The organism is Mycobacterium sp. SMC-21 (genome assembly GCF_045310825.1).
Taxonomy (GTDB): Bacteria; Actinomycetota; Actinomycetes; order Mycobacteriales; family Mycobacteriaceae; genus Mycobacterium.
This window is the reverse complement of record NZ_JBJIAO010000002.1, coordinates 113443-136906: the sequence shown is the minus strand read 5'-3', so window position 1 is coordinate 136906 and position 23464 is coordinate 113443. Positions and strand designations below refer to the sequence as shown.

Genomic DNA, 23464 nt, shown 5'->3' with positions numbered 1-23464 from the left:
GTTCGTCGACCGAAAGGCCAACTGTCGCTTGCCGTTGTGAACAGCTTGCGACAGTTGGCCTTTCAGCTTCAATCTAGCTCTTGCCGTAGGGCGCGGCCTTGACGACCGGGCTGGCCGACGGGGTCAGCGGCGCGGTGGGAGGCGCCTCCTTGGTGGTCGTCGAGCCATTGGCGCCCACCGGGTTCTCCCGCGCCGGTTCGGCAACCGCGACGGTAGCGGCCCCCATGGTCACGAGAGCGCCGGCGCCGATTGCGGCCGCCAGGCGACGGATGGTGACGGCGTTGGTCAGACGTGAACGAGACATCAATTTCCTCAGTGTGTTGTTGCCTGTGCAGGATTGGTGCCCGCAGCCCCGAGCCGCTCGCACCTCCGACCCTCGTGTCCCGCAATCTCCAAAGCAGATCGGGAGCGGCAAAGCCAACCACAAGCAATCGGTGCAGCGAAATCTGCCGTGTCGCGATGAGCACGTCAACAGCCAGCGGAAATGTTGAGCAGACTGCTCAGGGTGTGATGTAGGACACTGTGACCTACGCATCATTTTGCCCGGTACCGCCGGGGTTGACGCCCGCGTCGACGAGGTGTCGCCGCAGGCGATCCGGGGTAAGGACGGACGGTGCGACACAGACACCGGGCAGGTGAGCCATGAGGCTGCGACATAGCGACATCGCATCGCCCGGGATCACGCGCAGGCGGCGCGGCAACGGCTTCTCCTACTACGACGCCGACGGCACTCCCGTCACCGACGAAGCGACGCTGCAACGGATTCGCGAACTGGTGATACCACCGGCGTGGCGGAAAGTCTGGATCAGCCCCCACCGCAACGGACATATCCAGGCGGTGGGCACCGACGCCGCGGGACGCCGCCAGTACCTCTATCACGCCGTGTGGCAGCAGGAACGCACCGAGGAGAAGTTCGACCGCGTGCTCCAGCTCTCCACGGCGCTGCCCGAGTGGCGAAACCGGATCGCAGCCGACCTCAGCGGCCGCGGATTGCACCGCGAGCGCGTGCTCGCGGTGGCCCTGCATCTGATCGACCTCGGGTATTTCCGCGCCGGCGGCGAGGAGTACGCCCAGGAGAACGACTCGCGCGGACTGGCCACGCTGCGTTGCGAACACGTCGAGGTGCGCAGCGGCACAGTGATATTCGACTACCCGGCGAAGAGCGGCGTACAGCGCCATCTGGAACTGGCAGACCAACAAGTGGTCCGAGCGGTCCGAGCGCTACGCCGCGGACGAGACCCAACCGATCGACTCTTCTACTGCCGCACCGGTTCGGGGTGCGTAGAGCTCCATGCCGAGGACCTCAATGCCCGATTCAAAGAGCTTGTCGGCGAGGAGTACAGCGTCAAGGACCTGAGAACATGGCACGGCACCGTGTTGGCCGCCGCGGGCTTCGCCTCCGTCGCGCCGGCGGATACGAAGGCAGCCATCCGCCGCGCCCGGACTTCGGTCTTCCGTGAGGTCGCCGACGAACTCGGCAACACCCCTGCGGTGGCGCGGAGTTCGTATGTCGACCCCAGGGTGGTGACGGCGTACGAACAAGGTCAGACGATTTCCGCGGCCGTCAGGCGTGCCGAGAAGCAGCGGAATGACGCTGCGGCTCAGGAGATCCTGGAAAGAGCCACCCGGCAACTCATCCGCCGCGTGGCGCGAGCATCAGGTACGTGAGTGGGCCAGCCTCGTCTGCAGAGAGGTATCGACCATCTGCGGACTCAAGATGTGATCGAGCGCCGTGGTCGCGCAGCCGATGATGCCGACGCGCTCCTGAAGCACCGACGGGACGACCTGCAGCGTGCGGGTGGCCAGCGTGCTGGCGTTGCCGTACAAGGTTTCTCGCAGACCGGCCACGAACACGTCGTAAGCACCGACCATGTCACCGGCCACCACCAACACGGCGGGGTTGATCAGGTTGACCGCGGCCGCGAGCACTTCGCCGACATGTCGACCACTGTCACGAATCTTGCTGCGGGCCTTGGCATCCCCACTGTGCGCCAACGCCACGACGTCACGCAGGTGGCCCACGGCATACCCTTCACGCCGCAGATCGCGCACGATCGCCCAGCCGCCGGCGACCGCCTCGACGCAACCCGTGTCACCGCAGCGGCACGAGATACCGGCAGCCGCCGCGATCTTGCTGTGCCCGAAGTCCCCCGCTGCCTGCACCGCGCCGCGCCGGAGTTGGCCTCCCATCACGATGCCGGCGCCCAACCCGGTGGACGCTTTGACGACCAGCATGTCCTGCACATCGGCGAATCCGAAGCGGCGTTCGGCCAGTGCGATCACATTGGCGTCGTTGTCCATGACCACCGGCGCGTCGGCGAGATGCCGGAAGTACGGCGCCAACGGCACACCGTCCCAACCGCTCATGTTCGGCGAGTCCAGGCTCGCCCCGAGCTGCCGATCGACCGTGCCGGGCAGACTCAGACCGATGCCGGATATGCGGTCGCCGCGGCGCCCGGAGTCGTCCAGGAGTTCGCCGAGCCGCTTCACCAGATCGGGCATCAGATCGTCCGGGCCCATACCGGGCTCCTGATCGATGTCGGCGGTGGCAAGGATGTCGCCGGCGAGATTGCACAACGCCAGCTGCGTGCGGCTCCGCCCGATGGCCACCGCGAAGACGATGCCGGCATCCACGTTGAACATGAGCTGCGCCGCCGGACGTCCGCCCGTCGTTGCCACGTGCTCGGGCTCGATCACCAGATTGTCGGCTTCCAGCGCTGCGATTCGCGCAGTCACCGCAGTGCGCGACAGACCGGTGATTCGGCCGATCTCGCTGCGGGTAATAGCCCGGTGATCCCTGATCACGGCGAACACTTCGCCGGCAGTAGGTGACACCGACGTGCCGCTGAGCGCCATGGCTGCCATTGAAGCAAGGCGACACACGCCGGCGCAAGCGTAAGTCAGGGCTAGTTAGGTATTTGAAATACATAATTAGCTTGCAGAAAATCCTAATGGGTGTATGGTTCGTTCTGAAACGATCAAGCGAGGAGTATCGGCAGTGACTATTCGGATCGGCGTCAATGGTTTCGGGCGTATCGGGCGTAACTTCTTCCGGGCCCTGGATGCGCAAAAGGCAGCGGGGAAGAACGCCGATCTGGAGATCGTCGCGGTCAACGACTTGACCTCCACGGATGCGTTGGCGCATCTGTTGAAGTTCGATTCGATCCTGGGCCGGTTGCCCTATGAGGTGCGCGCGGACGGGGACACCCTGATCGTCGGGGACACCAAGATCAAGGCGCTGGCGATCAAGGACGGTCCGGCGGCGCTGCCGTGGGGCGATCTGGGTGTGGACATCGTGGTGGAATCGACCGGCATTTTCACCGACGCGGCCAAGGCCCGCGGGCATCTGGAGGCCGGCGCCAAGAAGGTCATCATCTCCGCACCGGCGACCGGTGAGGACATCACCATCGTGATGGGCGTCAACGACGACAAGTACGACGGTAGTCAGAACATCATCTCCAATGCCTCGTGCACCACGAACTGCCTGGGCCCGATCGCCAAGGTGTTGAACGACGAGTTCGGCATCGTGCGCGGCCTGATGACCACGATCCACGCCTACACCCAGGATCAGAACCTGCAGGACGGGCCGCACAAGGATCTGCGCCGGGCCCGGGCGGCGGCGATCAACATCGTGCCGACCTCCACCGGCGCGGCCAAGGCCATCGGCCTGGTGCTGCCCGAACTCAAGGGCAAGTTGGACGGGTATGCATTGCGGGTGCCGGTGCCGACGGGGTCGGTGACCGATCTGACCGCCGAGCTGGGCAAGTCGGCGTCGGCGGCGGAGATCAACGCCGCGATGCAGGCCGCGGCCGAGGGACCGCTCAAGGGGATTTTGAAGTACTACGACGCGCCGATCGTGTCGTCCGATATCGTCACCGACCCGCACAGTTCGCTGTTCGATGCGGGACTGACCAAGGTCATCGACAACCAAGCCAAGGTCGTGTCCTGGTATGACAACGAATGGGGCTACTCCAACCGCATCGGAGATCTCGCCGCACTGGTCGCGAAGTCGCTGTAGCCGCACGCACGCCGGCGATGCGATTCGCGCCTACTGCGCGGATCGCTCGTCGGCCAGGAGCAGCTGGTCGATGGTGCTGATGCTCTCGGCCGACAGACCGGTGCGTCGCAAGGAACCGACCAACTGTGCCGCAACGTCTTTGAGCTTTTGTTTGGTCGCCTGCGAACGCCACTTGAGAATCTCGAAGGCCCGGGCGTCATCGACGTCATAAGCGATCATCAAGATGCCCTTGGCCTGCTCGATGGTCGCGCGAGATTCGACGACGTGGCCCATGGCCGCCGTCAGGTCCGACTGCAGGCTTGCAGTGACGTCGATGTAGTAGCCCTGGGTTCCGATCACCTTCCCCGCCGAGTCGGTCAGATGATCGCTCACCACCACCATCCAATGCGTCTGCCCGTGCACGTCGACGATCCGATGCCGGCTGCTGAACAGCCCGCCCGACTGCACCCGCTGGAGGATGTCGGCGACCTTGGCACGGTCGTCGGGATGCTTGTGACTCAACAGCAGTTCGGTGGTGGGTTGCACCTGTCCCGGCCGGTAGCCATGCATACGGGCCACCTCGTCGGACCACACCCAGCGCTGCTCGGCGACGAAGAACTGGAACCTGCCGATGTCGTGCGCGTGACCGCCGGACAGGACCGTGACCGCGTCCCATTGGGCGGCGGTGGTCTCCATTGCGGGCTCGTCAATCGGTGTCTCAGACACAGCGGTGCGCACTTGTCGACGCAATCACGCGATGGCCGGGCCGATACCTCGACAAGTGCAACCCCTCAGTTCCGGTGAAGAGATAGCTGACGGTAGCCGCGCTCACCGCCGGTGTTAAGGCCATCAAGCGAAGCGTTTGCGAACGTGACCTTGCGTTTGTTGGATAGTCCTACGATTGACATCGCAGGCAGCGTTCATAACCTGCTGCTCGGCCGCCGGTACGTGCAGCGGATGGGAGTCATGTGGACACGGGAATATTCGAAAGCGAAGATCTCGGTGCCACCGAGGAGTTCCTGGGCCGCAGGTACGCGAAGATGCGCCTGCAAACCGATGACGACGACCAGACGTTGCTGCGCCACGAACGGCAACGAGCCGGCACGGTCAGCATCGACGAACTCCACTTCACCTACAGCGTCGGCTATGCCGTCAACCCCCTGGAGCGCGTCTGCATCTGCCGCATGCATTCGGGCGTGCTCGAACAGGACATCATCGGCGAACCGTCCGACGCCTTCACCGCCGGCGACGTGACGCTCCTGGCGCCACCGGAGCTCCCCTACACAGGCCGGCTGTCGCACGCGCACTACGACCTCACGATGTTCGATCCCGCATTACTGAACCGCGTTGCGAACACCGGCCCTGGTCGGCGGTCACAACCCGTGCGGCTCCTCGGACACCGGCCCGTCTCGGCCGCGGCGGGGCGCCAACTCGGAGCGCTGATCGGTTACCTGCGGGATCACGTGCTGCCGTCACCGGAGGCACGTACGTCGGAACTGGTGGCCGCCACCGCCGCCCAGCATCTGGCCGCCAGTGTGCTTGCCGCACTGCCCAATACGGCGACAACCGAACCGACCCCCGTCGATCGCCGGGATTCGAACGAACCACTGCTGCGCCGCGCGATCGCGTTCATCGACGAGAACGCCCACCGCGATATCGCCCTCAGTGACATCGCCGAAGCCATCTACGTGACACCGCGAGCGGTCCAGTACATGTTCCGCCGGCATCTGGACACCACGCCCATGCAGTACCTGCGTACGGCCCGGCTGCACCGGGCCCACAGCGAGCTGCTGGCCGGCGATGTCGCGACCACCACGGTGAGCGCCGTCGCCCTCCGCTGGGGTTTCGCCCACACCGGGCGATTCGCGGTGACCTACCGGCAGACCTTCGGCTGCAGTCCCCACCAGACGCTGCGCAGCTGACGTTCTCGCGTCAGTCCGCCGGTGAGCCGCTCCAGCGAAACGGCGCCTGCAGCGCAATCACCTTCTCCGCCTTGTCATACCAACCCTGCGGCCCGTGCTGGCTGGTGTGCAGGTAGCACTGCACCCGGACTTCCGCGCTGCCCGGGGTGAACGTCAACAACCGGCTCAGCGGCAGCGTCGTGATCGGCATGTGGTGCCGGCTCAGCGAGGCGACGTTGAGAAACCATGTGCCCCAGCGTTGTTCGATGTGGCTCTTGCCGCCGAAATTGTCGTCGGGATGGGTGTGGGTGTGCCCCGCGATCCACAGCTGAACCCGGCCCGGATGCGCGGCCAGAAACTGTTCGAAAGCGCCCGAGTCCGGCCGACTGTCCACCCAGTACAGGTATGACGCCCCTTGCGGTGTGCCTGCCTCGAACGGCCGGTGATAGTGCTCCACCAACCGCCCGTCGGCATCGCGGCGCACACCTTCCCACTCTCCCGAGGCGACCGTGGTGTCCTTGAGGACGTAGTGGTGCACCGTCACGATGATCGCGTCGGGGTTGGCCAGCACCATGGCTTTCCACCATCGGAACGTCTCGCCGCTGACGACTCCCCCGGGGTTACCGCCCAACGGGCCGCGACCGACAGACTGCGTGGGTTCGTTGCGGTCGCTCAGCATGAGAAACAACAGGTTCCCCACCCGGAACGAGTAGTGCTGCCACACGCCGTCGACCGGAAAGGGCCGGCGCGCACTGTCGACGCCGGAAAACGCCGTGTGCCGCCCGAGCGGGTCGACCCATTTCTGCCACCACCAGGCCTCGGGTTCGTCCAGACCGCTGCGGTCATGGTTGCCGCACACGCTGTAGATGTCCTCGCGCCGATGGCGTCGCAGGCTGTCGAACTGCCGCCGCAGCTCTCGCCCCTCGGCATCGTCGGGAAGGTGGTGGTGGGCGCCTGACATGTCGCCGACATCGAGCGCGATGTCCCAGTCGAAAGCCGGGCCGCCGTCGGACCCACCGAATTCAGACTGCGATATCGCCTCGGCCAGGCTGTCTCTGCCGAACCGGCGATCGGTGCCGACGTGGGCGTCGCCGAACGCCCAGAGGCGAAAAGGGTTCAGGCCACCGGTCATTCGCGGTCACCGTCGACCAGTCCCCAGTACCGGCGGATCTGGCTGTCCGCCAGGCCGAACACCGAGTCGACGACGATGCCGATCACCAGCACGACGATCATGACGGCGATGGCCAGCGGCATGTCCCGAGGACCGCCAGAAAGGCCCCGGACTCGATGGTGAGGTCGAGGCCGTCGACGACGGGACGGCCCGCTCCCGGGTACCGCACTGTCAGCGAATCGACCGCGATGTCGCCGGCGGTCACGATTGTTCCTTCGCCCAGCGCACGGTGTGACGCGTGGCCTGGTGGAACAGCTGGTCGGCGAGGGCGCCGACGATGCCCAGCGCAGCAAGACAGACGAACAACCGGTCGGGTTGGCTGAACAGGCGCGCCTGGTCGAGGCGGAAGCCGAGCCCTTCGGTGACACCGGACTGCTCGGATGCCACGATCAGGATGAGCGATGTCGCGATCCCCTGGCGCAGGCCGGTGAGCACCGATGGCAGGGCGCCCGGCAGGACGACGTTGGTGAACGTCAACAACTTTGACGCGCCCAGCGATGCGGCCACCCGCAGATGGTCGTCGCGCGTCGCGGCAATACCGGCGTGCGTGTTGACCCAGACCGGGAAGAAGACGCCGAGGCTGGTGAGGAACAACTTGGATTCTTCACCGATGCCGAACCACAGGATCGCCAACGGCACCAGCGCAATGGCCGGGATGGGCCGAACGATCTGGATGGTGGGTTCCAACAGGCCGCGGGCAATGCGCGAGCGGCCGGTGAGGGTGCCCACCACGATGGCGATCAGCGATCCGACGACGAACCCTTGGAGCGCCCGTCGGAAGCTCGCGGCAGAATCAGCGAACAGCGTTCCGTCGCCGTACATCTCACGTGCGGCGTGCACAACCTGCGCGGGCGCGGGCAGGAGCCGCGCGGAGAAGAGTTCGAAGCGCACCGCGGCGTCCCAGCCGACGATGACAACGACGAGACTCAGGATTGGCAGGGCGGACAACAGCGCCACCCGGGTGAGCTCACCGCTACCGCGTCGGCGCCGCGGCGCTCCGGCCGTACTGCTCGGTCGAACTGTTGTGGGCACGCCGCTCGAGCTGAGCGCGCCAGAACCGCGTGCGGGTGCCGATACCATCCATCTTCCCTTGCAGACCTGCGTGACGGCCGCAACGTAACACCGGTACAGACGGGGACCCGTGCGCCGACGGCGTGACCGCGGCGTGAGCGCCACGGTTACGTCATCGCCTGAATCGGCCCAGACCTGCGCTGATCCGGCAACGGTCGCGCCGTCGTGGCGCGTTTCGATCCTTCTGATCCGATGGTCTGAGTTCCGGGCTCCTGCCCGGCACCGGGAACGGTCTAGTCGGTGAATTCGATGCGCACGGACACCGGCGCGGTTCCGTAGGACGCGATCTTCGGCCCGGCCGCACCGGACCGCCGCGCGCGGGCATGCACATCGTCGTCCGGCACGAAGGTCGCGATGCCGGAACGCCAGCGATCTCCTTGCTGGATGCGGACATTCGGATTGGCTTCGATGTTGGCACCCCAGCCCGACAACGTGCCGTGACCACAGATGACCCATGCCCCGGTTTCGTCGAAGATCGGCGAAACCGGGACCCGTCGCAGCTGCCCGGTCTTGCGGCCGAGGGTTTCCAATTCGCTTACCTGCGTTGGGCGGACGGCGCCGAGTCGAGCCAGACCCCGCACCGTCGGATTGAGCAGGTAACGCCCGACCGCGCGGAACACCCGGAACTGTCGTTGTTCGGCGCGGGTATGCGCTGTTCCCACGAAGCTTCCTCCTTGCCGGCCATGGCATTGGCCCGATACGCTGAATATACCGATCGGTCTACTTGCCGGCAAGGGTTTCACAAGCCCGGCATGAACTCGGCAAGCGCCAGGATGCTGAGCACGACCAGCGCGAGACCGATCAGCCCGCCCGCGGGAATCATGATGCTGCACACCATGATCCAGACAGCGAGCCGCGGCCATTCGAAAGGCTGGTTGCCGACGACACCACCGAGCCGGGTCCGCAGCAGGTGGTACGACGCCCACACGGCCGTTCCCGCCGCCGCCACCGCGATGATCCGCAGCCCGACCGGCGTCGCCGCCATCGCAATACCGGCCGCAATCACCGCGGCCACGATTCGGCCCCACACCACTGCCACGCCGGCACGGTCGCGGGTGCACGGCTGACTGCGATCAGGCTCACCGCGGTACCGGGGAAGCCGGCCATCGATACCCGACAACCGCCACAGCCAGCGGGTCCAGACCGTACGCAAACCGAGGTCTTCGGCAGCACGCCGGACGTCGGCGGCCGACTCGGCCAACAGCTGCCGGGATCGGGCGCTGCGCCAGTAGGCGGCCTTGAAAACGTGCCGCGGAATCCCGAACTGACGGGCGAACGACCGTGGCGGTGTGATCATCTCGCCGATCAGCCAGCGCAGATAGATCGGAAATGCCAAGGCGTAGCACAGCCGCCGCAGCCGTCCGACTGTCGCGATCCGTTGTGCCAGATAGTGGTTGGCGAACGAGATGTGCCTGGCTTCCTCGGCGAGGTGGATCGACGTGACCTTGTTCAGCAGCGGCGGCACGGCCGTCGAGCCCCGATGCTGCAGCGTCTGCTGGAAGTGCAGCGGCTGCTCCCCGCACAGCACTCCGATGAAAAGGAAGATGTTGGCGTAGCCGCCGAGGAAGCCGAGAATGGGTCCGAAGAACCGGGACCCGCGGCGCATACCGGGAACGTCGGCGCCCGTGCGGTTGACGAACTCCTGGAACATCTGGATGTGGTGGCATTCGTCCGTCAGCTCGTGGAGCAGATACTGGAACACCACCGAGCCGTTGGGCAACGTGCCGGCGTGGTGGATCACGCCGCGGATCAACATCATCTCGAATTGCAATGTCACCTTGAGGATGTTCGCGGCGAGCCAGCGGCCCATCGCGGCTCGCCGCTCGATGGATTGCTGCGCGTACCAATCGGTGGCGGCGAGTGGAGCGATGTCGGAGTCGAGCTGCCAACGCACGTCGTTCGGATCCAGCGCGTTTTCGGGTGCCTCCCAGTCGATGTCGACGAACGGGTCGAAACGCCGGCGAGTGCTCGCCCGGCAGAGCGATGCGGCGATGTCGTTGTCGAGTCCTGCCGGCGTATCGGTGTTCAGGTGTGATCTGGGCGATTCGGCGGCGGCAGTTGCGGTGAAGCCCACAGTCATGGCGTGACCTCCGTTGGTATCGAAGGGATCGGGATGCCGACGAGCGTGCTGCCAGGCATTTGCGTGCCGGTGTCAGTCGCGTTGCGGCGTCGGCTCTTCGCGTGGGAAGCGTTGTCCCAGTGCGGGATACGCGGGCGACACGGCGGTGAAACGTGGTAGAAACAGCGGGATTTCTATACTCGGCGATGCTCACGGACAATCAGGTACCGCTGCACGGCTTGGGCCCGCGCACGCGCCTGGGTGGTTTGGATCGCGGCGCGCTGGGCGCTGCCGACGTTGCGGCACAGTCCGTTTCGGCCATGGCACCGTGCGGCGCCGCGGCGGCGATACCTCTGCTCGTTGCCGCGCAGGGCGGTCCGGTGGTGCTGAGCATGGCGATCGCGTTTGCGCTCGCACTCGTCGTGTCGTGGCTGGTCCGGGGATTCGCGCGGCGAGTACCTGCCGCCGGCTCGCTCTACACGTGCGCAGCAGTCGGGGTGGGGCCCCTGTCCGGCTTCGTCACGGCCGGTGCGCTGCTGCTCGGCTACCTCGGTATCGGGATGTTCGCGGTCACCGAGACGTCGGCGTTCTGGCTCCGGTTGGTGTCCGCGGTCGGGATGACGGCGCACGGCTGGATGGTCGCCGTTGCGGCCCTGGGGTTCGCGGCACTCAGCGGGGTGGTGCTGGTTCGCGGCATCCGGATCTCGGCCCGGGTCTCGTTGGTGACCGAGACGGTGGCGGTCCTGCTCGTGGTTGCGGTCGCGGTGTGGCTGCTCTGCCACGGTGACGAACGCCGACTGCATGACGCCGTGCTCGCGCACACCCCCGACCTCGGCCGCCTTGCCTCCGGTGTCGCGGTCGCGATGACCGCGTTCGTCGGTTTCGAGAGCGCGACCGTGCTGGCGGTCGAGACGCGGAACCCGCTGCGCACGGTGCCGGCGGCAGTCCGCGGTTCGCTGCTGGTCGGTGGTGCGGTCGTGTTGCTCGCGACCCTGGCCCAAGCCGAAACACTCAGCGGCACAACGCCCAACTCGTGGTTCCAGGCACTGAACGCCGATCCGGGTGGTCGCGCGTTGGTTCCCGCCATGTACCTGGCGGCGGCATTGTCGTTCTTCGCCTGCGCGTTGGCCTCCACGACGGCGGCGGCCCGGGTTCTCTTGTCGCTGGCGCGCGAAGGCGTCTTGCCGGCAGCACTGGGACATACCGATCTGCGCAGCAAGGCGCCGACGGTGGGAATCTGGCTGTGCACCGCGACCGTCTTCGGTGTGCCTTTCGCCGTCAGTGCATTCGGCGCCGATGCGGAAGCCGTGTGCGGCTCACTCGTGGCCGGTGCCGTATGTGGTTTCCTGCTGGCGTATGCCGCGCTGGCCGGTGCGATGCCCGCGATGCTGCGGCGCCTCGGCGAGCCGAGCCGAGTGGCCTGGGTCGTCGGGCCGGCTTGCGCGCTGGTACTGACCGCGGTCCTGGCGGGGTTCTGGGGCCTGACCGTGACCGGCCCGCTCTGGGCCGGAGCGGTGACGTCCGCAGTCTGGATGGGGGCGTGGACCGCCATCGGTCTGCGCGTGCGTGCGAGGCGCCCGGACGCGTTCGCGTCGATGGGCGCACACGCCGGGACCGTCCGGTCGTCGGTGTGGCGAGGTTATCTGCGGGGCACGTCATGACCCGAGCACTGCGCCCCGACGCCGGGTCGCGTTCGGCGCTCGCCGCGCTGTCCATCATCGAGGAGGTGGCGGCTGCGGGGCCCGGGATCACGGCACTGGAGATCACTCACCGGCTGCGGATGTCACGGTCCTCGGCATACCGATTGCTCGCTGTCCTGGTGGACAGCGAATACCTGGTGCGCACCCCGGATTTGGGCGGGTTCGCCCTCGGCCGGCGGATCGACCGATTGGTCGGCATCCCCTCCACTCCGGCGGACCGGTTACGCGAAGCAGTCGACGCCGTGCGAGCCGAAGCACGATTCGGCATTCATCTGGTCCTGCACCGGTCCACGGGGCGGCCGGCGTTGGAGCTGTTCGACATCGACCCGGATTTTCCACTGTCGGATCCGGCCCGGGTCATCGCTGAACCGGAATGCTCGGCCATCGGACGGATCGTCGCCGCAGACGCCCGCGGTGAACGCCCCGCATTTTCGACCCAGCGCGGGATTCTGGTGCCCGGACATGGCTGCCTGGCTCTCCCGATCCGCAGCGCCGACGACAGTCTCGTCGCCGTATTGGCAGCCTCGGCGCCCTCGCACCGCGTCGCGGACACCGATACGTTGCTGGCGTTCCTCACGCCCCACGCGCGGGCGGTGGCGCAAGCGTGCACGACGTCGGGTTGACGCCCGCGTTGCGGCTCTACGGTTTCGGCGTTGACGCGATCGGCAGGAGGCTTTGGCGCGCGAATTGTTCGACCTGTTCATAGGTCTCCAATGGCGCCAGCACCGCAGGCGTGAGCAGGATCGAATGGGTGATGCGGACGAGGATTTCGGCTCGTGCGAGCAGTTCGGGTTCCGGGACTGCCGCCACGTCAGGGCCACGGAGCACTTCGGCGGTCGCCGCGACGGCCCCGGCCAGCAGCGGTGAGGCTTCGAGGGTCAGTCGAGGCAGCACGGTGTCGGGCTCGATGTCCAGAAGCCGGTTCCAGACCGCGTTCGTGCGCACCGTCTCGATCGTCGTGGCAAAACTGTGGACCACGCGATCCGCGAAATTGTCCGCACGCGCCGCCGCGGCGCGCACCGCTTCGAACAGCTTCTGGGATTCGCGGATGAGCACCGCCGAGACGATCTCGTTCTTCCCGCCGACCCGTCGATAGATCGTGACGCGGCCGAGCCCCGCGCGTTGAGCGATTTCATCGACGGTCGCCCGCCGGATCCCGATCTTGGCGAAGACGTCCAACGCGGCGTCGAGGATCTCTTCGACACCCTCATCACGGGCCGTGTCGAGCGCGAAAAGATCGGTGTGCACGCACCTGACCATAGTCGACGCTGCAACATTGAAACAATTGTATGTAGTGTGTTTCACTGTAGCACGAAGGACTCAGAGCCGAGGAAGGCGTGTGATGGCGAGCAGAAAACCGGGACGAGCGGTGCGCGAGTACAACGACGAGGCACTGGCGATCAACGCCCGCCGCGTCCACTTCGATTGGTCCGGCGTCCCGTTGGAGTACATCCCGGGCGAGGCCTATGCCACTCATTTCTGGAACGTGATGCACCTGGTTCTGCCTGAAGGCGAGCGGGCCATGGCCGACGTCTTCAGTCAGGCCCTGCCATACATCGACGACGAGCGCCTCAAAGAGGAAGTCATCGGATTCGTCGGGCAGGAAGCGACGCACGCGGCGTCGCACGAGGGCTTCCGCAACTACCTGCGCGCACACGGTGTCGACGTCGGTGTGGTCCTGCGTCGCATCGAGTTCGCGGTAGAGAAGATTTTCGGTGATCACGGGATCACCGGCCCCGCGCGCAAGGCGTGGCTGAGCGAGCGCCTCGGGGTCTACGCGGCGGCAGAGCATTTCACCGCCGTCATCGGCGAATGGCTGTTGGACAACGAGGCCTTCGATCGCGCCGGCATCGACCCGACGATGCTCGACTTGCTGCGATGGCATGGCGCTGAAGAACTCGAACATCGCAATGTCGCGTTCGATGCCTACCAGTACGTCGACGGTGGCTATGCCCGCCGTGCGCGCACGGCCCTCATCGCATGTTCGGGCCTTGCGCTGCTCTGGTTTTCGACGGCATCGCATCTGTACCGCAACGACGCGACGGTGCAGCGTCGTCGTCCGTGGCCCTTCGAGTACATCCGCGCCGCCCATCATGGATTGGTGCCGGGGGTGTCCTTCCTGTTCTCGCAGATGTACTTCTACCTACGGCCGGGTTTTCACCCGTCGACGATGGGCGACATCAGCAAGGCAGTGCGGTACCTGGCGGTATCGCCCGCGGCGCAGGCGGCACACGCATGAACGAGCTACTCGACCAGCCCACATCTGTCGATGACCCGACGCCAGCGCTCAGGGCCATGGCGCAGTTGGCCCGCGGCTATTCGCGGTTGTTCACCGAGAGCCGGATCGCGGACCGCTTGTCACCGGGCCGTCCGGTACGCCGGGCCGGATACGACGCGCGGCTCGAAGTTGTTGCGGCGGAACGCGTAGCCGACGACGTCGTCAGCCTGACCTTGAGCCGGGCCGACCGTTCACCGCTCCCGCGCTGGACGCCGGGCGCGCACATCGACGTGTTCACCCCGGCCGGCCGGCAACGGCACTACTCGCTGGTCGGTGACCAATTCGACCCCCTCCACTATCGAATCGCCGTGCGGCGGATCCCCGACGGCTCGGGCTCGGCCGAGCTGCACCGCGTCCGGGTCGGCGACACGCTGCGCATCCGGGGTCCCCGCAACGCGTTCAGCCTGGCCCCCGCTGACGAGTACGTGTTCATCGCCGGCGGGATCGGCATCACGCCGATCCTGCCGATGGTGCGTGCGGCGGCATCCGGCCCGGTCCCCTGGCGCCTGGTGTACACCGGGCGTTCGCGCGCATCGATGCCCTTCATCGACGAGCTCACCGAGCTCGGGCACGACCGGGTGCTCATCCGGCCCGACGACCATTACGGCACACCGGATCTGGCCGAATTGTGTACGGCCGCTTCATCCCGCGCGGCGTTCTATGTGTGTGGCCCTCCCGCCATGATCGAACGGGCTCGCGATGTCGCCGCCGCGACCGCGCCGGGCCGTACCGCAGAATTCCACAGCGAACGTTTCACCGCCGCACCGATCGTCGACGGCAGAGCGTTCACCGTGCAGCTCACCGAATCTGGGCTCACTGTCGACGTGGCCGCCGACGAGTCGGTCCTCGCTGCGATCCGCCGGGTCAAACCGGACGTGCAGTATTCGTGCCAGCAGGGTTTCTGTGGCGCTTGCCGCGTGCGACTGGTGGATGGCGTTGTCGAGCACCGAGATCGGGTGCTGACGCCCGACCAGCACGGCGACTCGCTGATGATCTGCGTTTCCCGCGCCCAGGGTGACTCGATCTCCGTCGCGCTCTAACCAGCCACCGGCACTCAGCAAGGACACACCCATGACCAAACCCACTCCCACACATGTCCATACCGCGATCATCGGTGCCGGCTTCGGCGGGATCGGCGCGGCGATGCGACTCAAGGATTCCGGCGACGACGACTTTCTCGTATTCGAACGAGCCAGCGACATCGGCGGAACATGGCAGGCGAACACCTATCCGGGAGCGCAGTGCGACATCCCGTCGGTGCTGTACTCGTACTCGTTTGCCCCGAACCCGGATTGGACGCGCCTGTATCCGCTCCAGCGAGAACTGAAGGCCTACATCGAAAGATGTGTCGATGACAGCGGCATCCGGTCGCACATTCGGCTGGGGCACGACGTCACCGACGCCTCATGGGACGACCTGGCCCAGGTGTGGCAGATCATCGCAGGTGGCCAACATTTCACCGCCACCGTGGTGGTCCTCGCCACCGGACCATTCAGTGAGCCCTCGATTCCGAATCTTCCGGGCCTCGAAGACTTCTCGGGTCCGGCCTTTCACTCGGCGGGCTGGCGTCATGACGTCGACCTGCGCGGAAAGGCGGTCGGTGTCATCGGCACCGGCGCTTCGGCCGTGCAGTTCATCCCCCGGATTCAGCCTGACGCCGCCGAACTGGTTGTGTTTCAACGAACTCCGACGTGGATCTTGCCCCATCCGGACCGCCCGGTCGGGCCCGCGGTGCGTTCGGTGTTCCGCACGGCCCCGCTCGTCCAGCGCGCAGCCCGTTCGGCGGTCAGCCTCGTCCAGGAAGCGATGGTGCCCGGCCTGGTCCATCTCCCGGCGCTGCTCCAGCCGATGGCGGCCGTCGGCACGTGGCATCTCCGCAGGCAGGTCCGCGACGAGAACCTGCGGGAAAAGCTGACACCGAGGTATGCGTTCGGATGCAAACGACCGACGTTCTCCAACACCTATTACCCCGCGCTGGCCGCGGACAACACCGTCGTGGAAACCGCCGCGATCCGGCGGGTCACCAGAGACGGGATCGAAACCGCCGACGGGCACCACCATCGCCTCGACGCCATTGTTTTCGGAACCGGGTTCAAACTGGCCCATAACGACGGATTCACCCGCATCCACGGCCGAGATGGCCGCAGCCTCGCGGAGGTGTGGACCGGCGGAGAGATGAAAGCGCACTTGGGCACCGTCATTCCGGGCTTTCCGAATCTGTTCATGATCCTCGGCCCGAACTCGGTGGTGTACACGTCGCAGATCGTGACGATCGAGGCACAGCTCGACTTCGTACTCGACGCCATCGCGCAGATGCAGCGCCGTCAGATCCGCAGTATCGAGGTCTCGAACGAAACCCTCGACAATTTTGTCGCGCACGTCGACCGGCGTCTTGCGCACTCGGTGTGGAACTCCGGTGGTTGTCACAGCTACTACTTGAGTCCGTCTGGCCGCAACTTCACCTTCTGGCCTGGCTTCGTCTTCACATTCCGACGCCAGATGCGCCGAATTCGCCTCGCGGAGTTCGATATCCGTTACGCGACCGTGCCGCCCGAATCCGACCGCGCCGAGTTGGTGGTCGGACGATGACCGCACGTGCAGCGATGCCCCTTTCCGGTGCAGTGGTTTTCATCACCGGCGCGGCACAGGGCATCGGGTTCGAAGCGGCCTCCCGTTTCGTGGCGGCCGGATCCCGAGTGGTCCTCGTCGACGTCGACGAAGAGAAGCTCGGGAAAGCCCAGGAGCAGCTGGGGATGGACACCATCGGCATCGTCGCCGATGTGCGCGATGCCGCCGCGTTGGCCGCCGCGGCCGAGCAGGCAGTGCACACCTGGGGACGCATCGATGTAGTGGTTGCCAACGCGGGCGTCACACCGCCGCCGGCAACCCTGCGCACCATCGAACCCGATGCGTTCCAACGGGTTATCGACATCAATCTGCTCGGCGCGGTGCACACCGTGCGCGCGACCACCGAGCACATCATCTCCAGTAGCGGACACATTCAGCTGATCGGGTCATGCGCCGCATTCGCACCGGGCATGGGCGGTGCGGCGTACATGATCAGCAAAGCCGGTGTCGAACAGCTCGGGCGAGCGTTGCGGATCGAGCTCGCCACCCACCAGGTGACGGTCGGAATCTCCTACTTCGGAATCGTCGACACGGCGCTGGCCCGCACCACACTCGATGACGATCCGATGGGCCAACGCATCGGCGAACTGTTGCCCTGGCCATTGAACAAGCGCATCGACGCCGGTCACGCTGCCGCGAGCATTGTCGACGCAGTCGGCCGGCGCCGAGCCAGCAGCACCATGCCGCGCGCATGGATCCCCTATGCCTGGCTTCGTGGTGTCATCAACGTGCTCCTCGATCAGCAACTCGCGGCCAACCAGACGGTGGCCGCCATCATCCGGCAACTGGAGCGCTAACACGCTGCCTCGCAGCGGAAGCCAGATCACCAACCCGCATCAGTCGAAAGAACCGCCCTCCAGAAAAGAGATCACACGATGGTCACCACCTCCGACGTGCACGGCCTGATCGCGACCGCCACGACATTCGCCCGGCGCCGGCTATCCGTGGCGGGGCGAGCCGATATCCCCGTGCCGGAGGTGCCGTCGCGCGAGCAGGCCGGCGGGCCGCCGCACGGGCCATCGCGGCCGGCCGATGCCGACGTTGCGACACAGAATGATTCGTCGCAGTCGAAGGAATCGTTGCGCACCAGAATGGCCGAGTTGTTGGACCGCTCACTGGACCAGAGCACGGGCGAGACGCGGCTGGAGCTCTACGACCGTATCGTCGACCAGCTTGTTGCCGACGAGGCGAGGATTCTCCGTGCACTTTCGGACGGCACCACCTCTCCCCTGGTCAACGTCTATGCGCAGTCTCGGCGGTGGTCCTTGCCTCGAGCCGTCGTGACCAACACCTCGCTGATCGGCCGCACCGCGGGCGTGACGCTGCCGACCATGGTGCCGATCTACGTCGCGAACCTGTTGCGGCTCGGTCTGGTTGAAATCGGACCCCACGCAGACGGATCCGAGCCCGGCTACGAGGTGCTCATGGCCGAACCAAGCGTCAGGCGCGCAATCGCCGATGCGCAGGCGGCGCGGCAGTCCACTCGGGTGGAACGGCTCAGTCTGCGCCTGTCCGACCTGGGACGCGAGCTGTGGACGACAACGACGTGCGACAGTTCCCGGTAAGGCACAAATTCTCGAACTACCTGGGCCACAATGCGTTCCGCCATAGGGCTGACACCGCGTCGATAGTGCGATCGAGGTGGGCGGATTGCGCACCGACACCCGCGGGTGCACTGCCGGCGACCGTCGCGGTGGTCAGGACACGCACCAGAGCAGGGAGGTCGGTCGAGATCGGTTGGGCGCCTTGATGTACCTCGGCCGACACAATCTCCACGATGCGGCGAGTAATCGCGTCCTCCACGGCGGCGACGATCTCGGCGATCTCCGGTTCGTAGCCTGACGATGCGCGACACGAGGCCCACACCGGGTCGTCGGCAGCCAGGGCGGCACGGATACCGGCGATGACCCGTGCGACCAATGCCGGAGTGGACTCCCCCGGTGTCCGCAACGCAAACGACTTATCGAGCATCGCGGCAGTGGTGCGTCCGTGCAGCAGTTCCGCCAGGGCGGAGTACTTGGATTCGAAATAGAAATAGAACGCGGTTCGCGTGACACCGGCCTGCCGAGTGATCGCCTGTACTGAAACCTCCGTAATCGGGTTTCGATCCAGCAATTCGCGTAGCGCTGTCAAGATCGCCGTACGGGCGTGATCACCACGGTTGGTGATCGTCGTTCGGTCACGACCGGTGGTGCTCGGACTGTCGGTGGCAGTCGGGCGCGCCTGGCAGCACGTGCCGTTCGGTTGACGTCGAGTTGCCAACATCACGGCTCTCCTTTTGTCGGGCAAGGTATTTCACTGAACACAGCGGGCACCGGACGACGTGCGTGAGACCTCTCCATCGCCCACGATTGAAACAATCATACGCAATATGTTCTACTGTTTCAGCCTGAGCCGTTGCGGCCGCACCCCCGGTCCGGACCCCGCACGGCACTGCTGCGAGAAGGGTTGTGATGAGCGAAAGTCTGTGCGCGCACTTCCAGCGGCGCGTTGCCGAACTCGGTGACACCGCGGCGATTTGCCGCGCCGACGGCACAGTGGCATTGACCTGGTCGCAGTACGGCGACCAAGTTCAAAGAGTGGCCGCCGGTCTGGCCGCGCTGGGCGTGCGGCGCGGCGATGTGGTGGCGATGATGCTCACCAATCGTCCCGAGTTCCACGTTGTCGACGCGGCGGTGATGCATCTCGGTGCGATCGGCTTTTCGGTGTACAACACCAGCGCCGCGGCGCAGATCACGTACCTGTTCGACAACGCCCAGCCGGCAGTCGTGGTCAGCGAGGCGCAATATCTGGAGAAGGTGCTCGCTGCCTCGTCAGGAACCGATGTGCGCAACGTCATCTCGGTCGACGAACCGAACCACGGTGTGCTCACCCTCGATGAGGTAGCAGATGGTGGTGCTGAGGATTTCGACTTCGACGCCGTGTGGAAAGCCGTTCAGCGCGACGACATCCTGACCCTCATCTACACCAGCGGGACCACAGGGCACCCCAAAGGCGTAGAGCTGACGCACGGCAACTTGCTGTACCAACTCGAGGTGATCCCCAGTGTGGTGGGCAATCTCAGCCGGGGTCGAGTGCTGTCCTATCTGCCGGATGCACACCTGATCAACCGTTGGATCGGCCAGTACGCGCCGATGTACTTCGGCATCACGGTCACCGATGTCGATGACCCGAAGATGCTGATCGACGTACTGGGCCGCGTGCACCCGACGTTCTTCGTCGCGGTACCGATGCTCTGGTACAAGATTCGGGCTCGCGTCGAGGCACTCATCGCGGAGCAGACCGGACCGGCAGGCGCGCTCGCGCGGTGGGCCCTGGCAGCCGGCAAGAAAAAGGCGGGAGCCACCCTGGTGGGAGGCCGGCTGGGACTGCTCGACGAAGCAGCCGCCGTCGCGGCGGACGTGTTGGTGTTGTCCAAGATTCGCGCGCGCCTCGGAATGGACCAACTGAGCGCGGCCGTGTCGGGCGCTGCCCCCATCGATGTCTCCGTACTCGAGTTCATGCTTGCGATCGGTATTCCCGTGTTGGAGGCATGGGGCATGTCGGAGACCTCCGCGGTAACGACCGTCAATCCCAGAGACCGGCTCAAGCTCGGCACGGTGGGTAAACCAATCCCCGGCACACAAATCAAACTGGCCACCGATGGCGAGATTCTGGTCCGCGGATGTGGGGTGATGCGCGGCTACCACCGCGATCCCGGTCGCACCGCGGAAATCCTCGATGTCGACGGCTGGATCCACACAGGCGACATCGGCTCGGTCGACGCCGACGGGTATCTGCGTATCGTCGACCGCAAGAAGGAGTTGATCATCAACTCCGGCGGAAAGAACATGTCCCCCAGCAACATCGAGGGAGCACTCAAAGCGGCCAGCCCGCTGATCGGCGCTGTCGCTGCCATCGGTGACAACCGTCCGCACATCGCCGCGCTGATCACGCTCGACCCCGATGCGGCCGCTGACTTCGCCTCCCGGCATGGATTCGCCGGCGCCACCGTCGACGAGATGGTCGACCACGAGGCGACACAGCAGGCGGTGTCTGATGCGGTGGCGTCGGCGAATACCCGGCTATCCCGGGTGGAGCAGATTCGGAGCTGGAAAGTCCTGCCGCAGTACTGGATTCCCGGCGGGGATGAGCTGACGCCGACGCTCAAGCTGCGCCGCGCACCCATCGCCGAAAAATATGCCGCACAGATCGACGCGCTGTACGCGCGTTGAAGGAGAGGAACAAGACAGTGACCCCCGCATCGACGACCGAACTTGCCGACCTGTCCGGTTTGGCCCGCGACTTCTTCGCCAAGGAAGTCGTTCCGCGTCACGAGGAATTCGCCGCCGCCGGCGAGCCCGACCGCGCGTTGTATCGCCGTGCCGGCGACCTGGGGTTGCTATTGATGTCGATCTCGGAGGAATTCGGCGGCGGTGGCGCGACTTTCGCGCACGAGGCGGTGCTCTTCCGGGAGCAGGCCTACGCCGGTGATCTGTCCATGCAGTTGGGCGTCCACACGGGCATCGTCCCGCACTACCTGAACGCCTACGCCACCTCCGCGCAGAAGCTGCGCTGGCTGCCCAAACTCGCTGCCGGTGAATGGATCGGTGCGATCGCCATGACCGAACCCGGTACCGGATCAGATCTGCAGGCCATTTCGACGCGAGCCGTTCGCGTGGGAGACGAGTACGTGATCTCCGGCGCCAAGACGTTCATCTCGAACGGCGCGACGTGCGACCTCATCATCATCGCGGCCAAGACCGATCCGCAGCAGGGTGCGGCCGGGTTGTCGCTGTTCGCCGCCGAAGTTCGCGACGACACTCAGGGATTCCAGCGCGGCCGCAAGCTGAAGAAGATCGGCCAGAAAGGGCAGGACACCACCGAACTGTTCTTCGATGAACTTCGTGTCCCCGCGGAGAACCTGCTCGGCGGCGTCGAAGGTCGCGGCTTCGTCCAGCTGATGCAGCAGTTGCCGCAGGAGCGCCTGATCGTGGGCGTCGCCGCCCTGGGCGCGGTCGAAGCCGCATACGACCACACGCTGGCGTACGTCAAGGAGCGCCACGTGTTCGGGAAACCCCTCTTCGCCCTGCAGAACACCCGTTTCGAACTGGCCGAGATCGCCACCGTGATCGACGTCATGCGCACGTTCGTCGACGACGCGATTCAACGTCACGTCCGCGGCGACCTCGACGTCAAACGCGCCGCGCAAGTCAAACTCTGGTGCTCCGAACAACAGACACAAGTCGTCGATCGCTGCCTGCAACTACATGGCGGTTACGGGTACATGGAGGAATACCCCATCTCCCGCCTGTTCGTCGACAGTCGGATCTCGCGGATTTATGCCGGTGCCAACGAAGTCATGAAGGACCTCATCGCGCGCCACCTCTAGCCCGGATGATTCGGCCGTCCTGATCGGGCTTGGTGTGCAACCCTCTACCCGTGCAATTGGGTAGGTTCGGCCAAGCGGGGAGCTATTGATGGGTGGCCAGACACCGGCGACGCCCGCACCTCAACGCGGTGGCGCCGAACACGACATCCAATTCGGGGTGCTGGGTCCGCTGGAGGTGACCATCGCGTCGAGGCCGATTCAGGTCGGGACGCCGAAACAGCGCGCGGTACTTGCCATGTTGGTGGCGAACGCCAACCGCGCCGTCAGTGCCACTGACTTGATCACCGCAATCTGGGAAGACGAGCCACCGGCCGCCGCTCGCATCTCCGTGAGTGCGTACGTGTCGAATCTGCGCCGCATCCTCACCGAGGCGGGCGTCGATGCCCATGCCGTGGTGTCCACCGCACCCCATGGCTACCGACTCGAAATCACCCCAGAACAAAGCGATCTGGCCCGGTTTGCCACCGAACAGCAAGCCGGGATCGACGCCGTGGCCGCCGGACGCTTCGAGGCGGCCAGTGCTCACCTCACCGCTGCGCTGCGCCAGTGGCGCGGCCCCGTCCTCGACGACCTGCGCGACTTCGCCTTCACGGAGGCGCTGCGCAACGCGTTAGCCGAGGACAAAATCGTTGCGCAGACCGCACGCGCCCACGCCGAGATCGCTTGTGGCCGAGCCCATACCGTCGTTCGTGAGCTCGAAACCCTGGTCGGCGAACATCCCTACCGCGAACCGCTCTGGGCGCAACTGATCACGGCGTACTACCTCACCGACCGCCAATCCGACGCACTCGATACCTATCACCGGCTCAAGACAACGTTGTCCGATGACCTCGGCATCGACCCCGCGCCGGCACTGCGCACCCTGTACGAACAAATCCTGCGCCAGGAACCGCTCGACGTACAGCGCAATGCCCAGGCTGCGGCCCAGACGATCATCGCCTTCGAACCCGATGTGACGACCCTGATCGACCCTGTCACCGCGGCCCTGCGCGACGTGCACGATCACCTTCATCGACTCAAGGGGGCGGCCACCCGCATCGGACGCAACCCCGACAACGACCTTGTCGTGGCCGACGACAAGGTCAGCCGGCACCACGCCGTCATCAACAACACCGGCTCCACCCACATCATCACCGACCTCGGGTCTGCCAACGGCGTCCATGTCAACGGCGAGCGCATCCGCGCCACGGCTGAACTCCACGACGGCGACACCATTCGAGTGGGTGGTCAGGTGTTCGTCTTCCAGACCTACCCGCCGGCTACAGCGCGGGACGGTGACCGGGACTGA

24 protein-coding genes are annotated in these 23464 nt (G+C 65.7%); 13 read left to right on the top strand and 11 right to left on the bottom strand.

Annotated features, from left to right (window positions below):
* Positions 1 to 73 precede the first annotated feature (73 nt).
* Positions 74 to 304, bottom strand: coding sequence for a hypothetical protein (locus tag ACJH6H_RS02550; protein WP_212806484.1), 231 nt, complete (start codon positions 302 to 304; stop codon positions 74 to 76).
* Between the two features lie 338 nt (positions 305 to 642).
* On the opposite strand from ACJH6H_RS02550, the gene ACJH6H_RS02545 reads away from it, so the two are divergent.
* On the top strand, positions 643 to 1668 hold the full coding sequence (locus ACJH6H_RS02545) for a DNA topoisomerase IB (RefSeq protein ID WP_406774176.1): 1026 nt from the start codon (positions 643 to 645) through the stop codon (positions 1666 to 1668).
* On the opposite strand, the gene ACJH6H_RS02540 is transcribed toward ACJH6H_RS02545, so the two are convergent.
* Entirely contained in the window at positions 1657 to 2865 is a 1209-nt protein-coding gene (locus tag ACJH6H_RS02540; protein ID WP_406774175.1) for an ROK family protein, read from the bottom strand. The genes ACJH6H_RS02545 and ACJH6H_RS02540 overlap by 12 nt on opposite strands.
* 133 nt (positions 2866 to 2998) lie before the next feature.
* Between ACJH6H_RS02540 and gap the strand changes: the two genes are divergently transcribed.
* Positions 2999 to 4018 (top strand): type I glyceraldehyde-3-phosphate dehydrogenase, encoded by a 1020-nt coding sequence (gene gap / locus ACJH6H_RS02535; RefSeq protein ID WP_346416852.1) that lies wholly within the window; start codon positions 2999 to 3001, stop codon positions 4016 to 4018.
* A 30-nt stretch (positions 4019 to 4048) separates the two neighbouring features.
* Here gap and ACJH6H_RS02530 read toward each other — a convergent pair whose 3' ends face one another.
* Positions 4049 to 4630: a PAS and ANTAR domain-containing protein gene (locus ACJH6H_RS02530; RefSeq protein ID WP_346416879.1), complete on the bottom strand. Its 582-nt coding sequence runs from the start codon at positions 4628 to 4630 to the stop codon at positions 4049 to 4051.
* A 335-nt stretch (positions 4631 to 4965) separates the two neighbouring features.
* On the opposite strand from ACJH6H_RS02530, the gene ACJH6H_RS02525 reads away from it, so the two are divergent.
* Entirely contained in the window at positions 4966 to 5919 is a 954-nt protein-coding gene (locus ACJH6H_RS02525) for a helix-turn-helix transcriptional regulator (RefSeq protein WP_244872826.1), read from the top strand.
* Positions 5920 to 5929: 10 nt separating this feature from the next.
* On the opposite strand, the gene ACJH6H_RS02520 is transcribed toward ACJH6H_RS02525, so the two are convergent.
* The 6 genes from ACJH6H_RS02520 to ACJH6H_RS02495 form a co-directional block, all read right to left on the bottom strand.
* Positions 5930 to 7030, bottom strand: coding sequence for a hypothetical protein (locus tag ACJH6H_RS02520; protein ID WP_346416853.1), 1101 nt, complete (start codon positions 7028 to 7030; stop codon positions 5930 to 5932).
* Positions 7027 to 7152 (bottom strand): hypothetical protein, encoded by a 126-nt coding sequence (locus tag ACJH6H_RS02515; RefSeq protein WP_346416854.1) that lies wholly within the window; start codon positions 7150 to 7152, stop codon positions 7027 to 7029. Before ACJH6H_RS02515 ends, ACJH6H_RS02520 begins: the two co-directional genes overlap by 4 nt.
* Positions 7128 to 7274 carry a hypothetical protein gene (locus ACJH6H_RS02510; RefSeq protein WP_346416855.1) on the bottom strand — a complete coding sequence of 49 codons (147 nt, stop codon included), beginning with the start codon at positions 7272 to 7274 and terminating at the stop codon, positions 7128 to 7130. Before ACJH6H_RS02510 ends, ACJH6H_RS02515 begins: the two co-directional genes overlap by 25 nt.
* On the bottom strand, positions 7271 to 8017 hold the full coding sequence (locus tag ACJH6H_RS02505) for an ABC transporter permease (protein ID WP_406774174.1): 747 nt from the start codon (positions 8015 to 8017) through the stop codon (positions 7271 to 7273). Before ACJH6H_RS02505 ends, ACJH6H_RS02510 begins: the two co-directional genes overlap by 4 nt.
* Before the next feature lie 356 nt (positions 8018 to 8373).
* Positions 8374 to 8802, bottom strand: a complete 429-nt coding sequence (locus tag ACJH6H_RS02500; protein WP_212806496.1) for a nitroreductase family deazaflavin-dependent oxidoreductase — start codon at positions 8800 to 8802, stop codon at positions 8374 to 8376.
* Positions 8803 to 8879: 77 nt separating this feature from the next.
* Entirely contained in the window at positions 8880 to 10220 is a 1341-nt protein-coding gene (locus tag ACJH6H_RS02495) for a diiron oxygenase (RefSeq protein WP_406774173.1), read from the bottom strand.
* 185 nt (positions 10221 to 10405) lie between these two features.
* Between ACJH6H_RS02495 and ACJH6H_RS02490 the strand changes: the two genes are divergently transcribed.
* Complete coding sequence (locus tag ACJH6H_RS02490) at positions 10406 to 11860, top strand: APC family permease (RefSeq protein WP_212806497.1); 1455 nt, start codon at positions 10406 to 10408, stop codon at positions 11858 to 11860.
* Positions 11857 to 12522: a helix-turn-helix domain-containing protein gene (locus ACJH6H_RS02485; RefSeq protein ID WP_212806498.1), complete on the top strand. Its 666-nt coding sequence runs from the start codon at positions 11857 to 11859 to the stop codon at positions 12520 to 12522. Before ACJH6H_RS02490 ends, ACJH6H_RS02485 begins: the two co-directional genes overlap by 4 nt.
* A gap of 16 nt (positions 12523 to 12538) precedes the next feature.
* Here the strand turns inward: ACJH6H_RS02485 and ACJH6H_RS02480 are convergent, their stop codons facing one another.
* Positions 12539 to 13147: a TetR/AcrR family transcriptional regulator gene (locus tag ACJH6H_RS02480; protein ID WP_406774172.1), complete on the bottom strand. Its 609-nt coding sequence runs from the start codon at positions 13145 to 13147 to the stop codon at positions 12539 to 12541.
* A gap of 94 nt (positions 13148 to 13241) precedes the next feature.
* On the opposite strand from ACJH6H_RS02480, the gene ACJH6H_RS02475 reads away from it, so the two are divergent.
* The 5 genes from ACJH6H_RS02475 (at position 13242) to ACJH6H_RS02455 (ending at position 18370) form a co-directional block, all read left to right on the top strand.
* The gene (locus ACJH6H_RS02475; RefSeq protein ID WP_406774171.1) at positions 13242 to 14138 is read left to right on the top strand and encodes a metal-dependent hydrolase; all 897 of its coding nucleotides are present in this window, start codon (positions 13242 to 13244) and stop codon (positions 14136 to 14138) included.
* Positions 14135 to 15217: a PDR/VanB family oxidoreductase gene (locus ACJH6H_RS02470; RefSeq protein WP_406774170.1), complete on the top strand. Its 1083-nt coding sequence runs from the start codon at positions 14135 to 14137 to the stop codon at positions 15215 to 15217. The genes ACJH6H_RS02475 and ACJH6H_RS02470 overlap by 4 nt, the downstream gene beginning before the upstream one ends.
* 31 nt (positions 15218 to 15248) lie before the next feature.
* On the top strand, positions 15249 to 16766 hold the full coding sequence (locus ACJH6H_RS02465) for an NAD(P)/FAD-dependent oxidoreductase (RefSeq protein ID WP_212806501.1): 1518 nt from the start codon (positions 15249 to 15251) through the stop codon (positions 16764 to 16766).
* Positions 16763 to 17602 (top strand): short-chain dehydrogenase/reductase, encoded by an 840-nt coding sequence (locus ACJH6H_RS02460; protein WP_226519051.1) that lies wholly within the window; start codon positions 16763 to 16765, stop codon positions 17600 to 17602. Before ACJH6H_RS02465 ends, ACJH6H_RS02460 begins: the two co-directional genes overlap by 4 nt.
* A 78-nt stretch (positions 17603 to 17680) precedes the next feature.
* Entirely contained in the window at positions 17681 to 18370 is a 690-nt protein-coding gene (locus tag ACJH6H_RS02455; RefSeq protein ID WP_212806502.1) for an Abi-alpha family protein, read from the top strand.
* Positions 18371 to 18386: 16 nt separating this feature from the next.
* Here the strand turns inward: ACJH6H_RS02455 and ACJH6H_RS02450 are convergent, their stop codons facing one another.
* The gene (locus ACJH6H_RS02450) at positions 18387 to 19070 is read right to left on the bottom strand and encodes a TetR/AcrR family transcriptional regulator (protein ID WP_212806503.1); all 684 of its coding nucleotides are present in this window, start codon (positions 19068 to 19070) and stop codon (positions 18387 to 18389) included.
* Positions 19071 to 19258: 188 nt separating this feature from the next.
* On the opposite strand from ACJH6H_RS02450, the gene ACJH6H_RS02445 reads away from it, so the two are divergent.
* The 3 genes from ACJH6H_RS02445 (at position 19259) to ACJH6H_RS02435 (ending at position 23464) form a co-directional block, all read left to right on the top strand.
* Complete coding sequence (locus ACJH6H_RS02445; protein WP_406774169.1) at positions 19259 to 21019, top strand: AMP-dependent synthetase/ligase; 1761 nt, start codon at positions 19259 to 19261, stop codon at positions 21017 to 21019.
* A gap of 17 nt (positions 21020 to 21036) precedes the next feature.
* Positions 21037 to 22176, top strand: coding sequence for an acyl-CoA dehydrogenase family protein (locus tag ACJH6H_RS02440; protein ID WP_212806505.1), 1140 nt, complete (start codon positions 21037 to 21039; stop codon positions 22174 to 22176).
* An 88-nt stretch (positions 22177 to 22264) separates the two neighbouring features.
* Positions 22265 to 23464 (top strand): BTAD domain-containing putative transcriptional regulator, encoded by a 1200-nt coding sequence (locus tag ACJH6H_RS02435; protein WP_212806506.1) that lies wholly within the window; start codon positions 22265 to 22267, stop codon positions 23462 to 23464.

What these genes read in the sequence shown, in the direction of transcription:
- ACJH6H_RS02465 (WP_212806501.1), top strand. Translation starts at nt 15,249, where the DNA reads ATGACCAAACCCACTCCCACACATGTCCATACCGCGATCATCGGTGCC.
- ACJH6H_RS02485 (WP_212806498.1), top strand. Translation starts at nt 11,857, where the DNA reads ATGACCCGAGCACTGCGCCCCGACGCCGGGTCGCGTTCGGCGCTCGCC.
- ACJH6H_RS02460 (WP_226519051.1), top strand. Translation starts at nt 16,763, where the DNA reads ATGACCGCACGTGCAGCGATGCCCCTTTCCGGTGCAGTGGTTTTCATC.
- ACJH6H_RS02495 (WP_406774173.1), bottom strand. Translation starts at nt 10,220, where the DNA reads ATGACTGTGGGCTTCACCGCAACTGCCGCCGCCGAATCGCCCAGATCA.
- ACJH6H_RS02545 (WP_406774176.1), top strand. Translation starts at nt 643, where the DNA reads ATGAGGCTGCGACATAGCGACATCGCATCGCCCGGGATCACGCGCAGG.
- ACJH6H_RS02435 (WP_212806506.1), top strand. Translation starts at nt 22,265, where the DNA reads ATGGGTGGCCAGACACCGGCGACGCCCGCACCTCAACGCGGTGGCGCC.
- ACJH6H_RS02455 (WP_212806502.1), top strand. Translation starts at nt 17,681, where the DNA reads ATGGTCACCACCTCCGACGTGCACGGCCTGATCGCGACCGCCACGACA.
- ACJH6H_RS02475 (WP_406774171.1), top strand. Translation starts at nt 13,242, where the DNA reads ATGGCGAGCAGAAAACCGGGACGAGCGGTGCGCGAGTACAACGACGAG.
- ACJH6H_RS02550 (WP_212806484.1), bottom strand. Translation starts at nt 304, where the DNA reads ATGTCTCGTTCACGTCTGACCAACGCCGTCACCATCCGTCGCCTGGCG.
- ACJH6H_RS02445 (WP_406774169.1), top strand. Translation starts at nt 19,259, where the DNA reads ATGAGCGAAAGTCTGTGCGCGCACTTCCAGCGGCGCGTTGCCGAACTC.
- ACJH6H_RS02515 (WP_346416854.1), bottom strand. Translation starts at nt 7,152, where the DNA reads ATGCCGCTGGCCATCGCCGTCATGATCGTCGTGCTGGTGATCGGCATC.
- ACJH6H_RS02520 (WP_346416853.1), bottom strand. Translation starts at nt 7,030, where the DNA reads ATGACCGGTGGCCTGAACCCTTTTCGCCTCTGGGCGTTCGGCGACGCC.
- ACJH6H_RS02450 (WP_212806503.1), bottom strand. Translation starts at nt 19,070, where the DNA reads ATGTTGGCAACTCGACGTCAACCGAACGGCACGTGCTGCCAGGCGCGC.
- ACJH6H_RS02490 (WP_212806497.1), top strand. Translation starts at nt 10,406, where the DNA reads ATGCTCACGGACAATCAGGTACCGCTGCACGGCTTGGGCCCGCGCACG.
- ACJH6H_RS02470 (WP_406774170.1), top strand. Translation starts at nt 14,135, where the DNA reads ATGAACGAGCTACTCGACCAGCCCACATCTGTCGATGACCCGACGCCA.
- ACJH6H_RS02540 (WP_406774175.1), bottom strand. Translation starts at nt 2,865, where the DNA reads ATGGCAGCCATGGCGCTCAGCGGCACGTCGGTGTCACCTACTGCCGGC.